Source organism: Pseudomonas sp. PVC-3-1 (assembly GCF_057444315.1).
The window spans coordinates 640,788-661,299 of the sequence record NZ_CM172023.1 but is presented as its reverse complement, the minus strand read 5'-3'; the positions used below and the strand labels follow the sequence as shown (position 1 = coordinate 661,299).

The following is a 20,512-nucleotide window of genomic DNA, read 5'->3' as shown; positions in this document are numbered from 1 at the left end:
GCGCGGCCTGCATGAAGGGCAAAGTGCGACGATAATAGCAGGCTGAGGGACAAAACCGGCGGCGCTTTGGCGGGTTGGGGCAGGGCAGTGGCGGTGAATCGTCGCAGGGCCCGTGGCCGATCCTTGCGCTGGCCGACAATTCCTGGCTTTTGATCGCACGCGGCGCTTGCCGCCGTGCAGGCGCTTACGGAAACTGCGTCGATGCCCAGACTGACGAAGACCGGCGACAAGCCGGCGCCCAACGAAGACTTCTTCATCCCCGAACTCTGCCAGCCCGAAGCGCTGTTCAGCCTGGTGCTGCTCGCCGAGTTGCTGGTGCTCGTGCTGGTTCTCGCCGAGCCGATGACGCCCAGCTTCAACTGGGTGCGCCTGGCGCTATCCTCACTGTTCGTGCAATGGATCGTCCTGCTCTCGGCAGGCCTGCTGTGCCAGCTGCGACCGTTCATGGCGCGCTGGCCGGCGTGGTTCTCCGGGCTGCTCAGCTGCGCGCTGGTGGTCATGCTGACGCTGGGTTGCACCGCGGTGGCGGATTACTTCTCCCTGGGCGGGCCCATGTCGCGCACCGGCGAGGTCAATCTCTACCTGCGCCATGCGTTGATTGCGCTCATCATGTCCACGCTGTTGCTACGCTACTTTTATCTCCAGAGCCAATGGCGACGTCAGGAGCAGGCTGAGTTGCGGGCGCGGATCGAGTCGCTGCAGGCGCGCATCCGTCCGCATTTCCTGTTCAACAGCCTGAACAGCATCGCCAGCCTGATCGAGATCGATCCGGGCAAGGCCGAGCTGGCGGTGCTGAATCTTTCGGACCTTTTTCGCGCCAGCCTGGCCAAACCTGGAACATTAATTTCCTGGGGAGAGGAACTTGAGCTGGCCAGACGCTATCTTTCCATTGAACAGTTCCGTCTTGGCGATCGGTTGCAGATGGACTGGCAGGTGAGCGGCGTGCCCGATGGCGTGCCGATTCCCCAGCTGACGCTGCAGCCGTTGCTCGAGAACTCATTGATTTATGGCATCCAGCCGCGCATCGAAGGCGGTCTGGTGAAAGTTGAGGCGGACTACCGTGACGGTGTGTTCCAGCTCTGCGTGAGCAACCCGTACGACGAGTCGACCGAGACGCTGCCCACGAAGGGGACCAAGCAAGCCCTGCAAAATATTGCGGCGAGACTTGCGGCACTTTTCGGGCCAAAAGCTAGTCTCAGCGTCGAGCGCCGTGACGGACGGCACTTCACCTGTCTACGCTATCCATGTGCGCGTCTCATGCAGGAAGCCTGAGCTTATGAATGTCCTGATCGTCGATGACGAACCCCTGGCGCGAGAGCGCCTGGCCCGGCTGGTGGGGCAACTGGACGGCTATCGCGTCCTCGAGCCATCCGCCAGCAACGGCGAAGAAGCGCTGACGCTGATCGACAGCCTGAAGCCGGATATCGTCCTGCTGGATATCCGCATGCCCGGCCTGGACGGGCTTCAGGTGGCCGCCAAGCTGTGCGAGCGCGAAGCCCCGCCGGCGGTGATCTTCTGCACCGCCCATGATGAATTCGCCCTGGAGGCGTTCCAGGTCAGTGCGGTCGGCTACCTGGTCAAGCCAGTCCGCAGCGAGGATCTGGCCGACGCCCTGAAGAAAGCCTCGCGGCCCAACCGCGTGCAGTTGGCGGCGCTGACCAAACCCCCGGCCGCCGGCGGCCCCGGCCCGCGCAGCCACATCAGCGCGCGGACCCGCAAAGGCATCGAGCTGATTCCGCTGGAAGACGTGATCTTCTTCATCGCCGACCACAAGTACGTGACCCTGCGCCACGCTGGCGGCGAAGTGCTGCTGGACGAGCCGCTGAAGGCACTGGAAGACGAGTTCGGTGACCGCTTCGTGCGCATCCACCGCAACGCGCTGGTTTCCCGCGAGCGCATCGAGCGCCTGCAACGCACGCCGCTGGGGCACTTCCAGCTGTACCTGAAAGGACTCAATGGCGATGCGCTGACCGTCAGCCGCCGCCATGTCGCCGGCGTTCGGCGACTCATGCACAACCTGTAGCGACACAGTGCCGCAGCGCTAGAAGCCCGGGGGGCGGCCCCCGGGCTTTTCGTTTGCGTGAGCTGTTATCATGCGGGCACTTTCTTGCACGCTTCCTTTGCCTGGAAATGCCCATGTCTCGCGAAATCCGTATCGCCACGCGCCAGAGCGCCCTGGCACTCTGGCAGGCCGAATACGTCAAGGCCCGCCTGGAACAAGCTCATCCTGGGCTGACCGTGACCCTCCTGCCGATGACCAGCCGCGGCGACAAGCTGCTGGATGCGCCGCTGGCGAAAATCGGCGGCAAGGGTCTGTTCGTCAAGGAGCTGGAAACCGCCCTGCTGGACAACGAAGCGGACATCGCCGTGCACTCCATGAAGGACGTGCCGATGGACTTCCCCGAAGGCCTGGGGCTGTACTGCATCTGCGAGCGTGAAGACCCGCGCGACGCCTTCGTCTCCAACACCTACGCGAGCCTCGACGACTTGCCTGCCGGCAGCGTGGTCGGCACCTCCAGCCTGCGCCGCCAGGCCCAGCTGCTGGCCAGCCGTCCTGACCTGCAGATCCGCTTCCTGCGCGGCAACGTCAATACTCGCCTGGCCAAGCTCGATGCCGGCGAGTACGACGCCATCATCCTCGCGGCCGCCGGCCTGATCCGCCTCGGCTTCGAAGACCGTATCCGCTCCTCCATCAGCGTCGAAGCCAGCCTGCCGGCCGGTGGCCAGGGCGCGGTGGGTATCGAGTGCCGCAGCGCCGACGTGGAAATCCATGCCCTGCTGCAACCGCTGCATCACCGCGAGACCGCCCTGCGCGTCACCGCCGAGCGCGCGCTGAACAAGCGCCTCAATGGCGGCTGCCAGGTGCCCATCGCCTGCTACGCCATCCTCGAGGACGATCAGCTGTGGCTGCGTGGCCTGGTCGGCCAGCCCGACGGCAGCCAACTGCTGCGCGCGCAAGCGCGTGCGCCCTTCGCCGACGCCGAAGCCCTGGGCGTGAAGGTCGCCGAGGACCTGCTGGGCCAGGGCGCCGAGGAAATCCTCAACGCGGTGTATGGCGAGGCTGGTCACCCGTGAGTCGCTGGCGGCTGCTGCTGACCCGTCCCGAAGAGGATTGCGCGGCCCTTGCCACCACTCTCGCCGAACACGGTATCCACGGCGACTGCCTGCCCTTGCTGGCGATCACGCCGCGCGAAGAGACGCCCGCCGAGCGCAGCCTGATCCTTGACCTGGACCGCTACTGCGCGGTTATCGTGGTCAGCAAGCCTGCGGCGCGCCTGGGCCTGGAGCGGCTCGACCGCTACTGGCCGCAACCGCCGCTAACCCAGCGCTGGTTCACCGTCGGCGCCGCTACGGCGGCTATTCTCGAGGATTACGGCCTGGACGTGGTCTGCCCGCAGGACGGCGACGACAGCGAAGCCCTGCTGGCCCTGCCTGAGTTCGAGCAGGCCCTGCAGGTGCATGATCCGAAGGTGTTGATCATGCGTGGCGAGAGTGGCCGAGAATTCCTTGCCGAACGCCTGCGCGGCCAAGGCGTGGCGGTGGACTATCTGGAACTCTACCGGCGCGAAATGCCGGCTTATCCCCAGGGCGAGCTGCTGCGGCGAATTCAGGCGGAGCGTTTGAACGCCATCGCGGTCAGTAGTGGGCAGGGGCTGGAGCACCTGAGACAGCTGGCGGCGGAGGATTGGCCGCAAGTGAGCGCGATGCCATTGTTCGTGCCCAGCCCGCGGGTGGCTGACCAGGCGTGGGAGATGGGTGCGCTGCAAGTAATCGATTGCCGGGGCGCAAGCCCGGCGGCATTAATGGAAGCGTTGAGAAGCGCCGACTAGAACAATTTTCGAGCGAAGGATGGATCTGTGAGCGAAGCCGTCACTCCCCAAGAGACTTCACCAACATCGTCCAGTCCGGCCGCCGCGCCGGTCCCGCGCAAGGGCGGTACGGGCATCGCCCTGCTGGCCCTGCTGGTCGGCGCCGCCGGCCTCGCCGCCGGTGGCTGGGGCCTCTGGCAGGTCCAGCAGCTCAAGGGCACCGAGCAGCAGCGCGCTGCGCAACTGGAAGATGCCCGCGCCCAGGCGCAGGGCGTACAGAGCGCCAACGCCGAGCTGAACAAGCGCCTGGATACCCTGCCCAACGCCGACGAACTCGAAGCCCGCCGCCGTTTGGTGGTTGAGCTGCAGGGCGATCAGCAGCAGTTGGCCAAACAGGTCAAGCAAGTACTTGGGCAGAGCCGCCAACAGTGGCGCCTGGCCGAATCCGAACACCTGCTGCGCCTGGCAGCGCTACGGCTCTCCGCGCTGCAGGACATCGACAGCGCTACCGAGCTGGTTCAGGGCGCCGACGACATCCTTCGCGTGAACAACGATCCGGGCGCCTTCGCCGCCCGTGCGCAACTGGCCAAGAGCCTGGAAGCGCTGCGCGCGTTGCCACGACCGGATCGCACCGGTTTGTTCCTGCAACTGGGCGCGCTGCGCGATCAGGCTGCCCAACTGCAACCGCTGAGTCCGGCGTTCAAACCCTCCGAGGGCGGCACCGGTCCCAGCACGGCCTGGGGCGACGGCAGCAGTACCTGGGACCAGTGGTGGGAACGCATCTCGCGCTACGTGCGCATCGATTTCAATGCCGGGCAGGACATCCGCCCGCTGCTCTCCGGCCAGCAGCTGGACCGCGTTCGCCTCGCCCTGAGCCTTGCCCTGGAACAGGCGCAGTGGGCCGCACTGAATGGCAAGCAGGACGTCTACGAGCAGGCGCTGAAGCAGGCCAGGCAGATCATCGCCGACTTCTTCAACGCCGACCTCGCCGACAGCCGCGCACTGGTTGCGCGCCTGGATGAGCTGAGCGGCCAGGCCGTCACCGTGCAGACGCCGGACCTCGGCCCGGCCCTGAGTTCGCTGCAGGCCTACCTGTCGCGCCGCGAGAACGCGGTGCAGCAGCAGGAGGCGGTGGCGCCGGACGCGGGGACCCAGCCATGAGCCGTGTGTATGTCCTGATCCTTGCCGTGGTCCTCGCGGCCACCCTGATCGGGCTGGCCATCGCCGAGCAGTCCGGCTACGTGTTGATCGCCTACAAGAGCTTCCGCTACGAATCCAGCCTGTGGACTTTCCTCGCGCTGCTGGTGGTGCTCTGGGTGATCTACCTCGCCGTGCGTCTGGTGCTGCGGCTGCTGGGCGTTTCCGGTCGCGTGGTGAACCCCTGGTCGCGCTTCAACCGTCGCCGCCGTTCGCAACTGGCCGAGGAGCACGGCCAACGCGACCTCGCCGAAGGACACTGGGCGCAGGCGCTGCGTCATCTGCGGCGTGCCGCCGAGCTGAGCGATCGTCCGCTGTCGCATTACCTGGGCGCCGCCCGCGCGGCCAACGAACTGGGCAAGACCGAAGAGTGTGACGAACTGCTGGACCGCGCCCGGGAGCGCGAGCCCGGCGCCGAGCTCGCCGTCGGCTTGACCCGCGCGCAATTGCTGATCAACCGGGGCGACTTCACCCGCGCCCGTGTGGTGCTGGACAAGCTGCACCAGGATCACCCGCGTCACCCGACCGTGCTGCGCCTGCTCCAGCAACTCTATGTCAGCCTCCACGAATGGCAGGCGCTGTGCGTGCTGCTGCCCGAGTTGCGCAAGGAGCGTGTGTTGCCGAACGCCGAGCTGGCGGACCTGGAACGCCGCACCTGGATGGCCGCGCTGAGCGCCGCGGGCGAGCAGGGCGTCGGCCAGGGAGAGAGCAGCCTGCAGCCGCTGACCCAGCGCTGGCAGAACGTGCCGTCGAATCTTCGCGCCCAGCCGCCGCTGGTGGCCGCCTACGCTGAACAGCTGCTGCGCCTGGGCGCGCCGGAAGAGGCCGAGGAAGTGCTGCGCAAGGCGCTCAAGGAGGGCTACGACAGCCGCCTGGTGCACCTCTATGGCCGCGCCCGCGGCCGCGATGGTGCGCACCAGCTGAAGACCGCCGAAAGCTGGCTGAAGCAGCATGGCGACGATCCGGAGCTGCTGTTGACCCTTGGCCGCCTGTGCCTGCAGAACAAGCTCTGGGGCAAGGCGCGTGAATACCTGGAAGCCAGCCTGGCCCGCCAGCGCAGCGCGGAAACCTGCGCCGAGCTGGCGCGCCTGCTGGCGCAACTGGGAGAGGTGGAGCACAGCAACCAGTTGTTCCAGGAAGGCCTGGGCCTGCTGGCGCCGCCGGTTTCCCTGCCGGTTCCCGTGCGGGCCTGATCCCGTCGCAGCACTTGAAAACGGCGCCTGAGGGCGCCGTTTTCGTTGTCAGGGGTTGCCGTAACTGATGCGGTAGATGGCGCCGTTCTGGTCATCGCTGACCAGCAGCGAGCCGTCCGGCGCCACCAGTACGTCCGCTGGCCGCCCGTGCACCTCGCCATCCTTGTCGAGCCATCCCTCGGCGAACACGCTCTGCCGCTTCAGCGTGCCGTCCTCGTTGAGCTCGATGCGCGCCACGCGATAGCCGATCTTCTGCGTGCGATTCCACGAACCGTGCTCGGCGATGAACAAGTTGTTGCGGTACTCCGCGGGGAACTGCTCGCCGGTGTAGAACCGCAGCCCCAGTGCGGCGACGTGCGGGCCGAGTCTGGCCACTGGAGGCGTGAAGGCGGAGCAGGGCTTCTTGCCTTCCTCGGGGTCGGCGATATCGCCCTGGTGGCAGTCGGGGTAGCCGAAGTCTTCGCCCACCTTGCTGACCTTGTTCAGCTCGTCATCGGGCTTGTCGTCGCCCAGCAGGTCGCGGCCGTTGTCGGTAAACCACAGCTGTTTGGTCTGAGGATGCCAGGTGAAGCCAACGGTGTTGCGGATGCCATACGCGACCACTTCCCGTGCGCTGCCATCGGCGTTCATGCGTTGCAGGTTGGCGTATTTCTCGCGGTCCGGACGGCAGATGTTGCAGGGGGCTCCAACCGGCACATAAAGCTTGTCGTCCGGGCCGAAGGCGATGAATTTCCAGCCGTGCGCCGTTTCCTTCGGGAACTGTGCCGGCAGTTCCTCGGCCTTGGGCGGAGCGTCCAGGTGCGACTCGATAGCGCGCAGCACGACGATGCGGTTGATCGAGGACACGTACAGGTCGCCCTTGTGGAAGGTCACGCCCACGGGCATCTGCAGGCCTTCGGCGAGCATCTTCACCTGGCCGTCGGGCTTCACTGCGTAGACCTTGTCGGCGGAGCGACTGCCCACGAACAGCGTGCCCTTGTCGCCCCAGGCCATGGCTCTCGCACCTGGTACCTGGTCAGTGAACAGGCTGATGTGGAAGCCTTCTGGTAGACGGATCTGGCTGAGATCGGTGTCGGCAATGGCCGTCGTTGCTGTCAGAGAAAGCAGCGAGAAAAGTGGAAGATAACGACGCATGGCAGGAATTCCCGGATGAGTGCCTCGGCCAGTCTAGACACTCGCCTTGAACTGATCGTCGTGTTTCCTCTACCGTAGCGGCCTTTCCTGCAACAGCGCTTTTCAGCGGAGCCGCCATGAATCTGGCCAGCCCTCGGTCCCTGTTCTTCCTTGCCTTCCTCGCCTGCGTCGCCATGCTTGGCACCGGCTTCTACCTGCAGTACATGGTCGGGCTCGAACCCTGCCCGCTGTGCATCCTGCAGCGGATCTTCTTCGCCGGTTGCGGTCTGTTCTCGCTGATCGCTGCGCTGCACGGTCGTGCGCCGCGCATCTACTCCGTGCTGATCCTGCTCTGCGCCCTGGGCGGCGCCGGCACCGCGGGCCGTCAGGTCTGGCTGCAGACTCTGCCGCCGGACCAACTGCCATCCTGCCTGCCGCCGCTGGAATACATGATGGAGAGCATGCCCTATGCCGACATCATCTGGACCATGTTCCACGGTTCGGCCGACTGCGCCGAGGTGTCCTGGACCCTGCTTGGCCTGAGCATTCCGGAGTGGAGCCTGCTGGCCTTCATTGGTTTCGCCCTGTTCGCCATCGTGCAGTTCTTCCGCCGCCGCGGCTGAGCGTCGCATCTCAATTCGCCATGGCCTGCGCCTCATCGGCGCAGGCCAGAGGCGTCGCGGTCTGTCGATTAAACGCTCGTATGAATTTTCCCGATGCCGGTGTCTTGAAGGCGTTAACGGGCGGGCATACTCTGGTTTTCCACTCCGTCGGAAAGCCGCCGCCGAACAAGCTTCACACATCGCGGATGTCGAAATTCGACAGAATATTGTCCCGGGGCGGACTTTGCCGGGACGGCGACAAGGGAAGTGAGGACAACATGCTCGAGAGCTGCCGTAATGCCCAGGAACGTTGGGGAGGCGTACACCAGCTGATCGACCGCTGGTTGCGGGATCGACATGAATTGGTCCGGGCATTCGATTCCCTGGACGGTGTCCAGGCGCCGAAGACCAATGCCGAGAATCTGCAAAGCTTCTGTCAGCTGCTGCTCGACTACGTGTCGGCAGGCCACTTCGAAGTCTACGAACAGCTGATGAACGAAGCGCAGGCCTTCGGCGATACGCGTGGCCTGGAACTGGCCAAGCAGATTTACCCCCGCCTCGAAACCATCACCGCCAATGCGCTGAACTTCAACGACCGTTGCGACAACGGCGACTGCCGCGAAGGCACCTGCCTGACCAGCGAGCTGAAGAGTCTGCGCCAGCAACTGCACGAACGCTTCGAACTGGAAGACTGCCTGATCGAAGTGCTGCACAACGCCCACGAGCAGAAAGCCGTCACGGCCTGAGCCAAGGGTGATCCGACAACGGCGCGAGCGCTTGAAGCACTCGCGCCGTTTTCGTTTCCGCTTTCGTATTGAGTCTGTGCCGTTCATGCCTGCCGCGGACGGAGTCCGCTCCTACCCAAGGTTCAACTCCGCGTAGGAGCGGACTCTGTCCGCGATGCTTCGAGCCCCGTGCACCCGCAACGCTGAAGAACTCGGGCCGTTCGGCAGCTTGCAGTTGTGTTCGCGCAGTCTTTTTTACGCGATGAGTCGCGACTAAAAACGGGCTGCGATGGTGACTGCGAAGGCGTGCTCGCGAGAGCGTTTCCACGCTGTAGTGATCGCGATTCTCACGTCGTGCTGGCGCGCCGCGAACGACTGCCAGCCTGCCTTCGCCAGGCCTGTCACGTGTCACGGAAAAGGCTCTGCGGCGGGGGTTTCCGGCCTGTCCTGAATATTTATTTTTCGTCGTCAAACGCACGCGCCACGGGCGTTTGCGCTGCGATGCCGCTTGCGCCAACGGAACCAAGTGCGGGTTGCAGCGTCTCTGGATGAGTGAAAAAACGCGCCTTCGCGCACTGCTGAAAACCTCTGAAGCCGATGCCTGCTGCGGCCTGCAGCACAATCGGGACATTGGCGAGAGGCCATCAGCGGGGCTAGTATGGGCGCAACCACGTCCGCCAGGAGGCACGTCATGTCGGCCAACAAGAAACCCGTCACCACTCCGTTGCATCTGCTGCACCAGTTGTCCAACAGTCTGATCGAACACCTCGAAGGTGCCTGCAAGCAGGCGCTCGTCGATTCCGAAAAGCTGCTCGCCAAGCTCGAGAAACAACGCGGCAAGGCACAGGAGAAGCTGCACAAGGCTCGCGCCAAACTGCAGGACGCGACCAAGACCGGCAAGGCAAAGGCGCAGGCGAAAGCCAAGTCGACCATCGCCGATATCGACGGTGCACTGGACGTCCTTAAGGCCCGTCAGACCGAAACCCGTGCCTACATCGCCAACCTCAAGCGTGATGTGCAGGAGAGCCTGAAGCTGGCCCAGGGCGTGACCAAGGTGAAGGAAGCCGCTGGCAAATCCCTCGCTACCCGTAAGCCGGTTACTGCCGCTGCCAAGCCGGTTGCCAAGGCTGCCGCCAAACCGGCCGCTAAAGCCGTTGCCAAACCGGCTGCCAAGCCCGCCGTGAAAGCTGCCGCCAAGCCTGCTGCGAAGCCGGTTGCCAAGGTTGCCGCTGCCAAGCCGGTCGCTGCCAAAGCGGCTGCGAAACCTGCCGTCAAACCTGCCGCTAAAGCCGCTGCAAAACCGGCTGCCAAACCGGCCGCGAAAACTGCTGCTGCCAAACCCGCTGCCGCCAAACCCGCTGTCAAAGCCGCCGCTAAACCGGCTGCCAAGCCTGCTGTCAAAGCCGCCGCCAAGCCTGCAGCCAAGCCAGCCACCAAATCCGCCGCGAAGCCTGCCGCCGCTGCTGCCAAGCCGGCTGCGAAGCCCGCCGCTAAACCCGCTGCCAAGCCTGCTGCGAAGCCCGCCGTCAAGCCCGCAGCCAAGCCTGCCGCCAAAGCAGCAGCCAAGCCTGCTGCCGCCAAGCCTGCCGCTGCCGCCAAACCAGCTGCGAAGCCTGCCGCCAAGCCGGCTGCCGCTGCCAAACCGGCTGCCAAGCCTGCCGCGAAACCGGCTGCCAAGCCGGCGGTGAAAGCTGCTGCCAAGCCCGCTGCAAAACCGGCCGCCAAGCCTGCTGCCAAACCGGCTGCGCCCAAGCCCGCCACTGCTGCCAAACCGGCCGTTCCGGCTGCTCCGAGCGCACCGGTTGCTCAGCCGAGCGCTCCGGCCGCTACCCCGGTTGCCAGCGCCACTCCGGCACCGGCTGCTCCGGCCAGCAGCACCTCCAGCGCTTCCTAAGGCTCAGGAGAGGCTCGCCGCGGTGCGCAGGGTTTCCCGCGCATCGCGGCGCAAGCTGCCGGCTTCACCTGTCGCGGCTTCCAGCCAGCGCGCCAGGTCCTCTGCTTCACCGCGTGGCCAATCCCGGGCCACTGCTTCCAATCTCCCCAGCAGGACCTTTTCCGCTTCCAGTTCGAGCTGCTTGATCTGCTCGCGCAACGGCGCCAGCTGTGCATCCTGCTTCGCCGATTCTCGCCAGCCCTGACGCAGCGAACGCAGCGGAACAACCACCTCTTCGCGCCATCCCTGCGCCGTGCTTTCCAGCTCGCTCATTCGCACTGTCGCGAAGGCCACGCCAGTGCTGCCCAGCCACGCCGCAGCGAGCACCAGGCAGACATCCGCACCGCCTTCCTGCAGCGACAGGCAAGCCGTCTCAACCCCAGGGCGGGCGTAGAGTTTCAGCGCATACGACCAGACATCATCAGACATAGAGCACCCACAGCGATTGCCAGGCGAAGCTGATAAACTCCGCCGCCATGATTCGACTACAAAATCTTACGCTACAGCGTGGCCCCCAGCGCTTGCTGGAAGGTGCCGAACTCACCCTGCACGCCGGACAGAAAGTCGGCCTGATCGGCGCCAACGGCGCCGGCAAGTCGAGCCTGTTCGCCCTGCTGCGCGGCCAGCTCGGCCAGGACGCTGGCGATTGCTACCTGCCGGCGGACTGGCGCATCGCGCACATGCGCCAGGAAGTCGATACCCTCGACCGCCTCGCTGTCGACTACGTACTCGATGGCGACGTGCACCTGCGCAAGATCCAGGCGGACCTGGCCGCGGCGGAAGACGCCCATGACGGCACCGCCCTGGCACGCCTGCACAGCGAGCTGGACAGTGCCGACGGATACACTGCCGACGCCCGCGCGCGCAAGCTGCTGGCAGGCCTGGGCTTCACGCCCGAGCAGATGGACCGCCGTGTTGGCGACTTCTCCGGTGGCTGGCGGATGCGCCTGAACCTGGCACAGGCGCTGATGTGCCCGTCCGAACTGCTGCTGCTCGACGAACCCACCAACCACCTGGACCTCGACGCCATCCTCTGGCTGGAAGAGTGGCTCAAGGGCTACCCGGGCACGCTGCTGCTGATCTCCCACGACCGTGACTTCCTCGACGCCGTGGTGGACAACATCGCCCACCTCGAACAGCGCAAGCTGACCCTGTACCGCGGCGGCTACTCGGCCTTCGAGCGCACCCGCGCCGAACGTCTCGCCCAGCAGCAACAGGCGTACGAGAAGCAGCAGGCGCAGCGTGCGCACATGGAAAAGTACATTGCCCGCTTCCGCGCCCAGGCCACCAAGGCTCGCCAGGCGCAGAGCCGGATCAAGGCACTGGAGCGTCTGGAAGAGCTGGCGCCGGCCCACGTCGATTCGCCGTTCGACTTCGCCTTCCGCGAATCCGACAAGATTTCCAGCCCGCTGCTGAACCTCTCCGAGGCCCGCCTGGGCTACGGCGACAAGATCGTGCTGGAGAAGGTCAAGCTGCAGTTGGTGCCCGGCGCGCGCATCGGCCTGCTCGGCCCCAACGGCGCGGGCAAGTCGACGCTGATCAAGACCCTGTCCGGCGACCTGTCGCTGCTGTCCGGCGAGCTCGCCCGTGGCGAAAACCTCGCCATTGGCTACTTCGCCCAGCACCAGCTCGACTCGCTCGATCCCAAGGCCAGCCCGCTGCTGCACCTGGCGCGCATCGCGCCAGCCGAGCGCGAGCAGACCCTGCGCGACTTCCTCGGCGGCTTCGACTTCCGTGGTGAGCGCTGTGACGAACCGGTGCTGAACTTCTCCGGTGGCGAGAAGGCGCGCCTGGCCCTGGCGCTGATCGCCTGGCAGAAGCCCAATCTGCTGCTGCTCGACGAACCGACCAACCATCTCGACCTGGAAATGCGCCTGGCGCTCACCCTGGCGCTGCAGGAGTTCTCCGGCGCCGTGGTGGTGGTATCGCACGATCGTCACCTGCTCAAGAGCACCACCGACGAATTCCTGCTGGTGGCCGACGGGCGCATCCAGGAGTTCGACGGCGACCTGGAGGACTACGCGCGCTGGCTGGTGGACTTCCGCGCGCGGCAGACGCCTTCATCGCCCGCCACTCCCGCTGGCGACAAGACCGACAAGCGCGCCCAGCGCCAGGCCGCTGCGGCCCTGCGCCAGCAGCTCGCCCCGCACAAGCGCGAAGCCGACAAGCTGGAGAAGGAGCTGGGCAAGGTCCACGAGCAGCTCGCCGAGCTGGAGCATCGCCTGGGCGACAGCGCACTGTACGAGTCCTCGCGCAAGGATGAACTGCGTGATCTGCTGGCCCGCCAGGCGACTCTGAAGGGCCGCGAAAGCGAGCTGGAAGAGTCCTGGCTGATGGCCCTGGAAACCCTCGAAGAGCTGCAGCGCCAGCTTGAGGCCAGCGAGTGATGGATGACGTAAACCTGCTGGTGGCGTGGAGCGAACCGCTGCTGCGCGGCGGGCAGATTATCCTCATCCTGCTGCTGGCGTGGGTGGTGCAGCGCATTGTCACCCGTGCCATCAGCCGCCTGGGCGAGCGCTACCCGATGCCACCGGAGCTGCTGCTACCGCTGCGCGGCGGCCTGCGCTGGTTGATCATGGGCTCGGCAGTGATGCTGGTGCTGGAGCGCCTGGGCGTCTCCGCCGATGTGCTCTGGGCGGCGCTGACCGGCTTCGCCGCCGTGGCGGCGGTGGCTTTCTTCGCCATCTGGAGCGTGCTCTCCAACCTGTTCTGCGCGCTGATGATCTTCACCATGGGCCCGTTCCGCCTGGGCGACTGCGTGGAAGTCATCGAGTCCGCCGACAAACCCGGCGTGAAGGGGCGGGTGATTGCCATCAACCTGCTCTACACCACCCTGGAAGAAGTGGCCGAGGACGGTACGCCCGGCGCGCTGCTGCAAGTACCAAACAACCTGTTCTTCCAGAAGGCCATCCGCCGCTGGCGCGGCCCGAACTTTCCCACCACCACACCCTGACGGACGTCTCCCACTATGGAATGGCTCACAAGCCCTGAGATCTGGGTTGCCTTTCTGACCCTGACTGCCCTGGAAATCGTACTGGGCATCGACAACATCATCTTCATCTCGATCCTGGTGGGCCGCCTGCCACCGGAGCAGCAACCCAAGGCGCGCTTCTTCGGCCTTGCGCTGGCGATGGGTACGCGCATCCTGCTGTTGCTGTCGATCACCTGGGTGATGCGGCTCACCGCCGACCTGTTCACTGTGTTCGAACACGGTATCTCCGGGCGCGACCTGATCCTGTTCTTCGGCGGCCTGTTCCTGCTGTTCAAGAGCACCATGGAAATCTTCCACAGCCTCGAAGGCGCGGAAGAGGGTGGCCAGCAGGGCGGCAAGTCCCGCGGTTTCATGGGCATCATCATCCAGATCGCGATCATCGACATCGTCTTCTCCCTGGACTCGGTGATCACCGCCGTGGGCCTGGTGCAGCACGTGCCGGTGATGGTTGCGGCCATCGTCATCTCGGTCGGCGTGATGATGCTCTCGGCGGGCACCATCAGTGCCTTCATCGAGAAGCACCCGTCGCTGAAGATGCTGGCGCTGTCGTTCCTCATCGTGGTCGGCACCGTGCTGATCGCCGAGGCCTTCGAGATTCACGTGCCCAAGGGCTACGTGTACTTCGCCATGGCCTTCTCGCTGGCGGTGGAGGCAATCAACATCCGCCTGCGCGGCGCCCTGGCGCGCAAGCGTGGCGAGGAGCCGGTGAAGCTGCGCAAGGACATTCCGAGCTGATCGGTCTGTCGTGAAACCAAAAGCCCGGCCCAGCGCCGGGCTTTTGGTTTTTCGTAGGAGCGAGCCTGCTCGCGAACGGAGTTTCCCGGCGACTCCGGAGTTATGGCGGTTCGCGAGCAAGCTCGCTCCTACAGGGCTCCCCCGACCTTCGTCGGCAATGCTGGGCGGCGCAGCCTGACTGAGGCACACTGGGCCTCCGTAACAAATTATTGCGCCTGCCTGGGCGCCGTGAGGTCCGCAATGCTCGCCAGTACCTGGTTCGCCTTCTTCATCGCCTGCTGGGTGATCAGCCTGTCGCCCGGCGCCGGGGCCATCGCCTCGATGTCCTGCGGGCTGCAATACGGCTTCTGGCGCGGCTACTGGAATGCGCTGGGCCTGCAGATCGGCCTCGCCCTGCAGATCGCCATCGTTGCCGCCGGCGTCGGCGCGCTGCTCTCGGCATCGGCCGTGGCGTTCAGCGCGATCAAGTGGTTCGGCGTGGTCTACCTGGTCTACCTCGCCTACCGCCAGTGGACCGCTGCGCCGCAGGTGATGGCGGCGAGCGGCGAGCGGCCCATCGGCCGGCCGCTGACCCTGGTGCTGCGCGGCTTCCTGGTCAACGCCAGCAACCCCAAGGCGGTGATCTTCATGCTCGCGGTACTGCCGCAGTTCGTCGACCCGCACCGCCCGATGGCAATCCAGTACGTGATCATGGGCGCGACCATGATCACCGTCGACCTGATCGTCATGGCCGGCTACACCGGATTGGCCGCCCGCGTGCTGCGTGCGTTGCGTTCGCAGCGTCAGCAGCGGGTAATGAACCGTACTTTCGCTACCCTTTTCGTGGGCGCCGCCGCGCTGCTTGCCACTGTCCGCCGCGCCCCGGCCTGAGGGCGTTTGAGGAGAGCTTGCGGAAATGCCGGAGTGTCCGCACGGTCACTCCAGGCGCAACTTCGCAGGACATTGTCCTTGCATAGACGGAAACCTGAGGTGACAATTTAATCTCTTTCATTCTCATTTAACTTCCCGTATGCGCCCCTCCAAACTTTTCGTCTGGCTGTTGCCGCTGGTCGGCCTTTTCAGCCTTGGAGCTCAAGCCGACACGGCTGTCGACCCCTCCCAAGCCCTTCACCTGCTCAGCTATCTCGCTGCCGACTACCCGGCCACCGTCACCGACGGCAAGGTCGTGGACGAGAGCGAATACAAGGAGCAGCTGGAGTTCGTCGGTAATCTGCAGTCGCTGATCGTCACCCTGCCGGCCGTTCCCGAGCGTGCGGACCTGGAGAAGGACGCCGCCAGCCTCAAGCAGACCATCGAGCAGCGCCGTCCTGGCAAGCAGGTTGCCCAGCAGGCCCGTCACCTGGAGGCGCGCGTCGCTGATCTCTACCAGGTGGTGCAGACGCCTTCGATCACCCCGGACCCGACCCGCGCCGCCGAGATCTACACCCAGCAGTGCTCGATCTGCCACGGTGATACCGGCAAGGGCGACGGCCCGGCGGGTATCGGCCTGGAGCCGCCGCCGGCCAACCTGACCGACCGCGCGCGCCTCGACCAGCTGAGCCTGTACGATCTGCGCAACGTCATCGGCCTGGGCGTATCCGGCACCGACATGCCGGCCTTCGCCGACCAGCTCGACGAGCGTCAGCGCTGGGACCTGGCAGCCTATATCGCCGGCCTCAGCGCTGGTCAGGCCAAGGCCGATGCGGCCCACGCCTACCCGCTGGCGACTCTCTCGACGCAGACCCCGGCCGACGTTGCCGAACGCGATGGTGAGGCGGCGGCCGAGAGCTTCCGTGCCCTGCGTGCCCATCCTCCGCTGGAGCACCGTGGCCCGGCGCAGCAGATCGACTACACCAGTGCGACGCTGGACAAGAGTTTCGCCGTGTACCGCTCCGGCGACCACGACCAGGCCTACGACCTCTCCGTGGCGGCCTACCTGGAAGGCTTCGAGCTGGTGGAAAGCTCGCTGGACAACGTCGACGCCGACCTGCGCAAGGCCACCGAGAAGCAGTTGATGGCGTACCGTCAGGCGCTGCGTGACGGTCTGCCGGAAGCCGAGGTGGCGCAACAGCTGGCGCTGGCCAAGGCCAAGCTAGTGGACGCCGCCAAGGCCCTTAGCGGCGACTCGCTGAGCTTCTCCATCAGCTTCCTCTCGGCCCTGCTGATCCTGCTGCGCGAAGGCGTGGAAGCGATCCTGGTGCTGGCCGCGATCCTCGCCTTCCTGCGCAATACCGGGCAGGAGAAAGCAGTGCGTGGCGTGCACATCGGCTGGGGCCTGGCCTTCGTTGCCGGTTTCGCCACCTGGGCGGTTGCGGCCTACGTCATCGACATCGGCGGCGCCCAGCGCGAGCTGATGGAGGGCTTCACCTCGCTGTTCGCCTGCGTGATGGTGCTCTGGCTTGGCGTGTGGATGCATGACCGTCGCCACGCCGCCGCCTGGCAGGACTACATTCGCAGCAGCCTGGTGGGCGGTGGTGGCCGCTTCGGCTTCGCCGTGCTGGCCTTCTTCTCGGTCTACCGCGAGCTGTTCGAGGTCATCCTGTTCTACGAAACCCTCTGGCTGCAGGCCGGCCCGGCCGGTCACAACGCGGTGATCGCCGGTGCTGGCACCGCCGTGGTGATCCTGATCGCCATTGCCTTCGTGATCCTGCGTGGCTCGGCGAAGCTGCCGCTGAAGCTGTTCTTCACCGTCAACGCCGCGCTGCTCTGCGCCCTGTCGGTGGTGTTCGCCGGCCATGGCGTGGTCGCGCTGCAGGAAGCCGGCGTGATCGGCACTCGTCCGGTGCCGTTCTTCGACTTCGACTGGCTCGGCATCAAGGCCGACGCCTACTCGCTGTCGGCCCAGGCCGTGGCGCTGCTGGCGGTGGCCGTGCTCTACGGGCGCAGCTACTTCTCCGAGCGCCGCAAGGCCGCCGAGATCGCCTCGTCCTGAGGCAATAGCTGAGCGACCCACGACGGCCAGTGCGATACTGGCCGTCGTGCTTTCTGGAGAATGGTTTTCTGATGCGTATCTGGATCGATGCCGATGCCTGCCCGCGCGCGGCCAAGGACCTGGTGGCGAAATTCGCCCTCAAGCGCAAGCTGGAGGTGGTGATGGTTGCCGGCCAGCCCGTGGCCAAGCCGCCGTTCGCCTGTGTCAGCCTGATCGTTGTGCCCAGCGGGATGGACGCCGCCGACGATTACCTGGTGGAGCAGGCCGAGCCCGGCGACCTGGTGATCTGTAGCGACGTGCCGCTGGCCGATCGGCTGGTGAAGAAGGGCGTCGATGCGCTGGACCCGCGTGGCCGCGAGTTCGACGAGAAGAACATGGGCGAACGACTGGCCGTGCGTAACCTGTTCACCGACCTGCGCGAACAGGGCCAGGTGGGAGGAGGGCAGGCGCCCTACGGCGACAAGGACCGCCAGGCCTTCGCCAACGGCCTGGATCGGCTGCTGACGCGGCTGCTGCGAGAGGCAGAGGCCCGCAAGCCCTGAAACGAAAACGCCCGGCATTGCCGGGCGTTTTCATTTCAATGGGCTGGATCGGTGTGGCATCGGTTCGCGAGCAAGCTCGTTCCTACAGGGTGCGGCCGCTCCGGGTAGGAGCGAGCTTGCTCGCGAACGTTCGACGCTCAATTGCTTCAGGCCAGCTCCAGCACCCGATCCACGGCCTTGTTGATGCCGCTGGCGGCTTCGGCGATGGACTGCGCCAGCATGTATGCCGGGGTTGTGACCAGTTTGTGGTCCTTGTCCTCGACGATGTCTTCCACGGCGCAGTCGATGTGCTTGGCACCCATGTTGGTCAGCGCCTGGGCGGTACCTTCATCGGTGCCGATGGTGCATTCCACGCCTTCGCCATAGATGCGCGCGGCCATGGCCGGGGCGATGCAGAACAGCCCGACCGGCTTCTTCGCCGCGGCGAAGGCCTTGGCCAGGGCCAGTACATCCGGCTGCACTTCGCACTGGTCGCCCTTGAAGGCGAAGTCGCTGAGGTTCTTCGCGGCGCCGAAGCCGCCGGGCACGACCAACGCGTCGAAATCTTCGACCTTGGCCTCGCGAATGTCCTTGATCTCGCCACGGGCAATGCGCGCGGACTCTACCAGTACGTTGCGTTTTTCGGCCATCTCCTCGCCGGTGAGGTGATTGAGCACATGGTGCTGCTCGATGTTCGGCGCGAAACACTGGACCTGCGCGCCGCGCTGGGAAAGGCGCAGGAGGGTGATCACGCTCTCGTGGATTTCCGCGCCGTCGTAGACGCCACAACCGGAGAGGATAACGGCAACTTTCTTCATGGACTGCTCCTGTACGAGGGGGCCGGGGCTGTCGCGATATGCCGCCCGGGCTGTCGCCGACGGCCGTGGCCGGCGTCGGGCAAGGGACTAGGATCCTTGTTCATAAGCATAACGATTCGGTCGCGCCATGAACTACATCCTCTTCGCCGTGCCCTTCTTTTTCCTCCTGATCGCGATCGAGTTGCTCGCCGACCGCTGGCGCGGCCTGCGCACCTATCGTCTGAGCGATGCGCTGAACAGCCTCAGCGCCGGCGTGCTGTCCACCACCAGTGGTCTGCTGACCAAGGGCCTGGCGCTGGTCACTTACACCCTGGCGTGGCAGCAGCTCGCATTGCTCGAGCTGTCGGCCAAGAGCCTGTGGGTCTGGGCTTTCGCCTTCGTCTTCTACGACTTCTGCTACTACTGGAACCACCGCCTGGGCCACGAGCGCAACGTGCTCTGGGCTGCACACTCGGTGCACCATCAGAGCGAGGACTACAACCTCTCCACTGCGCTGCGGCAGACCAGCACCGGCTTCATCTTCGGCTGGATCTTCTACCTGCCCATGGCCATCGCCGGCGTGCCGCCGCTGGTGTTCCTCACCGTCGGTGCGCTGAACCTGCTCTACCAGTTCTGGGTGCACACCCGGCACATCCCCAAGCTGGGCTGGTTCGAATGGATTTTCATCACCCCATCCAACCACCGCGTCCACCACGCACAGAACCCTGTTTACATGGATCGCAACTACGGCGGGGTGTTCATTATTTGGGACCGTCTGTTCGGCACCTTCCAGGAGGAACTGGACGAGGAGCCGGTGGTGTTCGGCGTGACCGTGCCACTGGCCAGCTGGAACCCGTTGTGGGCCAACCTGCAGGTGTACGCGCACCTGTGGAACGACGCGCGCCGCGCCGGTAGTGCCTGGGACAAGCTGCGCATCTGGTTCATGCGCACCGGCTGGCGCCCCGATGACGTCGCCCAGCGCTACCCGATGGCCAAGCCGGACCTGGCGTCCTTCCGCAAGTTCGAGGTGCCGCTGACGCGCGGCCGGCAGTGGTACGCCGGGCTGCAGTTCGCCACCTATGTGGTGGTCGGCACCTGGCTGCTGGGCGTCGGGGAACACTGGCAGGTGCTGCCGCTGGTGATCGGCTGGAGCTGGATGGCTTTCGGGCTCTACGCCATCGGCTGTTGGCTGGAGAATCGAAGCTGGGCGCTGCGCCTGGAACTGCTGCGATTGGCGCTGAACGTGCCGGCAGTGGCGGCTATGGCGCTGTGGGGAGGCATCGAGCTGCCACAGTGGGCGCCCTGGGCGCTGGCGGTCTACTCGCTGCTCAGCCTGATCGGTCTGTCGGGCCTGCGGCGCGCCGAACGCCTGCCGCAGGCGGCCTGATCGGCCGGCGTGGTCAGTCGGTCTTGCTGGCCTTGAAGCGGCGGCGCAGCCAGAACAGCAGGCCGATCACCACCAGGCCGCCGAGGACCATGAGTTCGTACTTCTTGATGTTGCCCAGCACGCCTTCGAGCACGCTGCCGAAGTAGAAGGCGGCGCTGCCCAGCACGGTAGCCCAGACGATGGCGCCAATACCGTTGAGTAGCAGGTAGCGCGCCGGAGGGTAGCCTGACAGGCCGATGGCCACCGGCATCACGGTGCGCAGACCGTAGACGAAACGGAAGCTCAGCACCCACAGGTCGGGGTGTTTGCGCACGTGCTCCAGCGCCTTGTCACCCATTTTCTGCCAGCGCGGCTTGCGCGCGAGCAGCTTGCGCCCGTGGCGACGGCCAAGGAAATACCAGAGCTGGTCGCCCGCGTAACTACCGAAGAACGCCACCGCGATGACGTACTCCAGCTGCATGTAGCCGCGGAAAGCCAGGAAGCCGGCCAGGACCAGAATGGTCTCACCCTCGAAGAACGTGCCGAGAAACAGCGCGAAGTAGCCGAAATCCTGCAGGAATTGTTGGAGCATTATCGAGGCAACGCAGCGAAATGAAC

20 protein-coding genes are annotated in these 20,512 nt (G+C 65.5%); 16 read left to right on the top strand and 4 right to left on the bottom strand.

What is annotated here, in order from left to right:
• Nucleotides 1-201 precede the first annotated feature (201 nt).
• The 6 genes from AC2T4A_RS03195 to AC2T4A_RS03170 all read left to right on the top strand — a co-directional run bounded on the left by AC2T4A_RS03195 (nt 202) and on the right by AC2T4A_RS03170 (nt 6,199).
• Nucleotides 202-1,272: a sensor histidine kinase gene (locus AC2T4A_RS03195; protein ID WP_416744372.1), complete on the top strand. Its 1,071-nt coding sequence runs from the start codon at nt 202-204 to the stop codon at nt 1,270-1,272.
• Nucleotides 1,273-1,276: 4 nt separating this feature from the next.
• On the top strand, nt 1,277-2,023 hold the full coding sequence (gene algR / locus AC2T4A_RS03190; RefSeq protein WP_017521347.1) for an alginate biosynthesis regulator AlgR: 747 nt from the start codon (nt 1,277-1,279) through the stop codon (nt 2,021-2,023).
• Between the two features lie 113 nt (nt 2,024-2,136).
• Nucleotides 2,137-3,075 (top strand): hydroxymethylbilane synthase, encoded by a 939-nt coding sequence (gene hemC, locus AC2T4A_RS03185; protein ID WP_416743709.1) that lies wholly within the window; start codon nt 2,137-2,139, stop codon nt 3,073-3,075.
• Nucleotides 3,072-3,830 carry a uroporphyrinogen-III synthase gene (locus AC2T4A_RS03180; RefSeq protein ID WP_486742705.1) on the top strand — a complete coding sequence of 253 codons (759 nt, stop codon included), beginning with the start codon at nt 3,072-3,074 and terminating at the stop codon, nt 3,828-3,830. The genes hemC and AC2T4A_RS03180 overlap by 4 nt, the downstream gene beginning before the upstream one ends.
• Before the next feature lie 27 nt (nt 3,831-3,857).
• Entirely contained in the window at nt 3,858-4,970 is a 1,113-nt protein-coding gene (locus AC2T4A_RS03175; protein WP_478379754.1) for a uroporphyrinogen-III C-methyltransferase, read from the top strand.
• A complete protein-coding gene (locus AC2T4A_RS03170; RefSeq protein WP_486742704.1) occupies nt 4,967-6,199 on the top strand; it encodes a heme biosynthesis HemY N-terminal domain-containing protein in 1,233 nt (410 codons plus the stop codon). Before AC2T4A_RS03175 ends, AC2T4A_RS03170 begins: the two co-directional genes overlap by 4 nt.
• 48 nt (nt 6,200-6,247) lie before the next feature.
• Here AC2T4A_RS03170 and AC2T4A_RS03165 read toward each other — a convergent pair whose 3' ends face one another.
• Nucleotides 6,248-7,333, bottom strand: a complete 1,086-nt coding sequence (locus AC2T4A_RS03165; protein WP_416743702.1) for a PQQ-dependent sugar dehydrogenase — start codon at nt 7,331-7,333, stop codon at nt 6,248-6,250.
• Between the two features lie 116 nt (nt 7,334-7,449).
• On the opposite strand from AC2T4A_RS03165, the gene AC2T4A_RS03160 reads away from it, so the two are divergent.
• The 3 genes from AC2T4A_RS03160 (at nt 7,450) to AC2T4A_RS03150 (ending at nt 10,533) form a co-directional block, all read left to right on the top strand.
• Nucleotides 7,450-7,935, top strand: coding sequence for a disulfide bond formation protein B (locus tag AC2T4A_RS03160; RefSeq protein ID WP_416743700.1), 486 nt, complete (start codon nt 7,450-7,452; stop codon nt 7,933-7,935).
• Between the two features lie 257 nt (nt 7,936-8,192).
• Entirely contained in the window at nt 8,193-8,660 is a 468-nt protein-coding gene (gene rsd / locus AC2T4A_RS03155; RefSeq protein WP_138519790.1) for a sigma D regulator, read from the top strand.
• A gap of 670 nt (nt 8,661-9,330) precedes the next feature.
• Nucleotides 9,331-10,533 (top strand): AlgP family protein, encoded by a 1,203-nt coding sequence (locus tag AC2T4A_RS03150; RefSeq protein ID WP_486742703.1) that lies wholly within the window; start codon nt 9,331-9,333, stop codon nt 10,531-10,533.
• A gap of 3 nt (nt 10,534-10,536) precedes the next feature.
• On the opposite strand, the gene AC2T4A_RS03145 is transcribed toward AC2T4A_RS03150, so the two are convergent.
• Nucleotides 10,537-11,001: a TIGR02444 family protein gene (locus AC2T4A_RS03145; RefSeq protein WP_486742701.1), complete on the bottom strand. Its 465-nt coding sequence runs from the start codon at nt 10,999-11,001 to the stop codon at nt 10,537-10,539.
• Between the two features lie 47 nt (nt 11,002-11,048).
• Between AC2T4A_RS03145 and AC2T4A_RS03140 the strand changes: the two genes are divergently transcribed.
• From AC2T4A_RS03140 to AC2T4A_RS03115, 6 genes are all read left to right on the top strand, one after another.
• Complete coding sequence (locus AC2T4A_RS03140; RefSeq protein ID WP_486742700.1) at nt 11,049-12,959, top strand: ATP-binding cassette domain-containing protein; 1,911 nt, start codon at nt 11,049-11,051, stop codon at nt 12,957-12,959.
• Entirely contained in the window at nt 12,959-13,525 is a 567-nt protein-coding gene (locus AC2T4A_RS03135) for a mechanosensitive ion channel domain-containing protein (RefSeq protein ID WP_486742699.1), read from the top strand. Before AC2T4A_RS03140 ends, AC2T4A_RS03135 begins: the two co-directional genes overlap by 1 nt.
• Nucleotides 13,526-13,540: 15 nt before the next feature.
• The gene (locus AC2T4A_RS03130) at nt 13,541-14,299 is read left to right on the top strand and encodes a TerC family protein (protein ID WP_045213198.1); all 759 of its coding nucleotides are present in this window, start codon (nt 13,541-13,543) and stop codon (nt 14,297-14,299) included.
• A 240-nt stretch (nt 14,300-14,539) separates the two neighbouring features.
• Nucleotides 14,540-15,169: a LysE family transporter gene (locus tag AC2T4A_RS03125; protein WP_054910211.1), complete on the top strand. Its 630-nt coding sequence runs from the start codon at nt 14,540-14,542 to the stop codon at nt 15,167-15,169.
• 139 nt (nt 15,170-15,308) lie between these two features.
• On the top strand, nt 15,309-17,210 hold the full coding sequence (locus tag AC2T4A_RS03120; protein ID WP_486742698.1) for an FTR1 family protein: 1,902 nt from the start codon (nt 15,309-15,311) through the stop codon (nt 17,208-17,210).
• A gap of 71 nt (nt 17,211-17,281) precedes the next feature.
• Nucleotides 17,282-17,752 carry a YaiI/YqxD family protein gene (locus AC2T4A_RS03115; RefSeq protein WP_416743688.1) on the top strand — a complete coding sequence of 157 codons (471 nt, stop codon included), beginning with the start codon at nt 17,282-17,284 and terminating at the stop codon, nt 17,750-17,752.
• Between the two features lie 146 nt (nt 17,753-17,898).
• On the opposite strand, the gene elbB is transcribed toward AC2T4A_RS03115, so the two are convergent.
• Nucleotides 17,899-18,549 (bottom strand): isoprenoid biosynthesis glyoxalase ElbB, encoded by a 651-nt coding sequence (gene elbB / locus AC2T4A_RS03110; protein WP_416743686.1) that lies wholly within the window; start codon nt 18,547-18,549, stop codon nt 17,899-17,901.
• Between the two features lie 127 nt (nt 18,550-18,676).
• Here elbB and AC2T4A_RS03105 point away from each other — a divergent pair, with 127 nt between their 5' ends.
• Nucleotides 18,677-19,915 (top strand): sterol desaturase family protein, encoded by a 1,239-nt coding sequence (locus tag AC2T4A_RS03105; RefSeq protein WP_486742697.1) that lies wholly within the window; start codon nt 18,677-18,679, stop codon nt 19,913-19,915.
• 13 nt (nt 19,916-19,928) lie between these two features.
• Here the strand turns inward: AC2T4A_RS03105 and AC2T4A_RS03100 are convergent, their stop codons facing one another.
• On the bottom strand, nt 19,929-20,489 hold the full coding sequence (locus AC2T4A_RS03100; RefSeq protein ID WP_026079304.1) for a DedA family protein: 561 nt from the start codon (nt 20,487-20,489) through the stop codon (nt 19,929-19,931).
• Between the last annotated feature and the right edge of the window lie 23 nt (nt 20,490-20,512).

Coding starts and splice junctions, on each gene's coding strand:
- AC2T4A_RS03195 (WP_416744372.1), top strand. CDS start 202: ATGCCCAGACTGACGAAGACCGGCGACAAGCCGGCGCCCAACGAAGAC.
- algR (WP_017521347.1), top strand. CDS start 1,277: ATGAATGTCCTGATCGTCGATGACGAACCCCTGGCGCGAGAGCGCCTG.
- hemC (WP_416743709.1), top strand. CDS start 2,137: ATGTCTCGCGAAATCCGTATCGCCACGCGCCAGAGCGCCCTGGCACTC.
- AC2T4A_RS03170 (WP_486742704.1), top strand. CDS start 4,967: ATGAGCCGTGTGTATGTCCTGATCCTTGCCGTGGTCCTCGCGGCCACC.
- AC2T4A_RS03165 (WP_416743702.1), bottom strand. CDS start 7,333: ATGCGTCGTTATCTTCCACTTTTCTCGCTGCTTTCTCTGACAGCAACG.
- AC2T4A_RS03160 (WP_416743700.1), top strand. CDS start 7,450: ATGAATCTGGCCAGCCCTCGGTCCCTGTTCTTCCTTGCCTTCCTCGCC.
- rsd (WP_138519790.1), top strand. CDS start 8,193: ATGCTCGAGAGCTGCCGTAATGCCCAGGAACGTTGGGGAGGCGTACAC.
- AC2T4A_RS03150 (WP_486742703.1), top strand. CDS start 9,331: ATGTCGGCCAACAAGAAACCCGTCACCACTCCGTTGCATCTGCTGCAC.
- AC2T4A_RS03145 (WP_486742701.1), bottom strand. CDS start 11,001: ATGTCTGATGATGTCTGGTCGTATGCGCTGAAACTCTACGCCCGCCCT.
- AC2T4A_RS03140 (WP_486742700.1), top strand. CDS start 11,049: ATGATTCGACTACAAAATCTTACGCTACAGCGTGGCCCCCAGCGCTTG.
- AC2T4A_RS03135 (WP_486742699.1), top strand. CDS start 12,959: ATGGATGACGTAAACCTGCTGGTGGCGTGGAGCGAACCGCTGCTGCGC.
- AC2T4A_RS03130 (WP_045213198.1), top strand. CDS start 13,541: ATGGAATGGCTCACAAGCCCTGAGATCTGGGTTGCCTTTCTGACCCTG.
- AC2T4A_RS03125 (WP_054910211.1), top strand. CDS start 14,540: ATGCTCGCCAGTACCTGGTTCGCCTTCTTCATCGCCTGCTGGGTGATC.
- AC2T4A_RS03120 (WP_486742698.1), top strand. CDS start 15,309: ATGCGCCCCTCCAAACTTTTCGTCTGGCTGTTGCCGCTGGTCGGCCTT.
- AC2T4A_RS03115 (WP_416743688.1), top strand. CDS start 17,282: ATGCGTATCTGGATCGATGCCGATGCCTGCCCGCGCGCGGCCAAGGAC.
- elbB (WP_416743686.1), bottom strand. CDS start 18,549: ATGAAGAAAGTTGCCGTTATCCTCTCCGGTTGTGGCGTCTACGACGGC.
- AC2T4A_RS03105 (WP_486742697.1), top strand. CDS start 18,677: ATGAACTACATCCTCTTCGCCGTGCCCTTCTTTTTCCTCCTGATCGCG.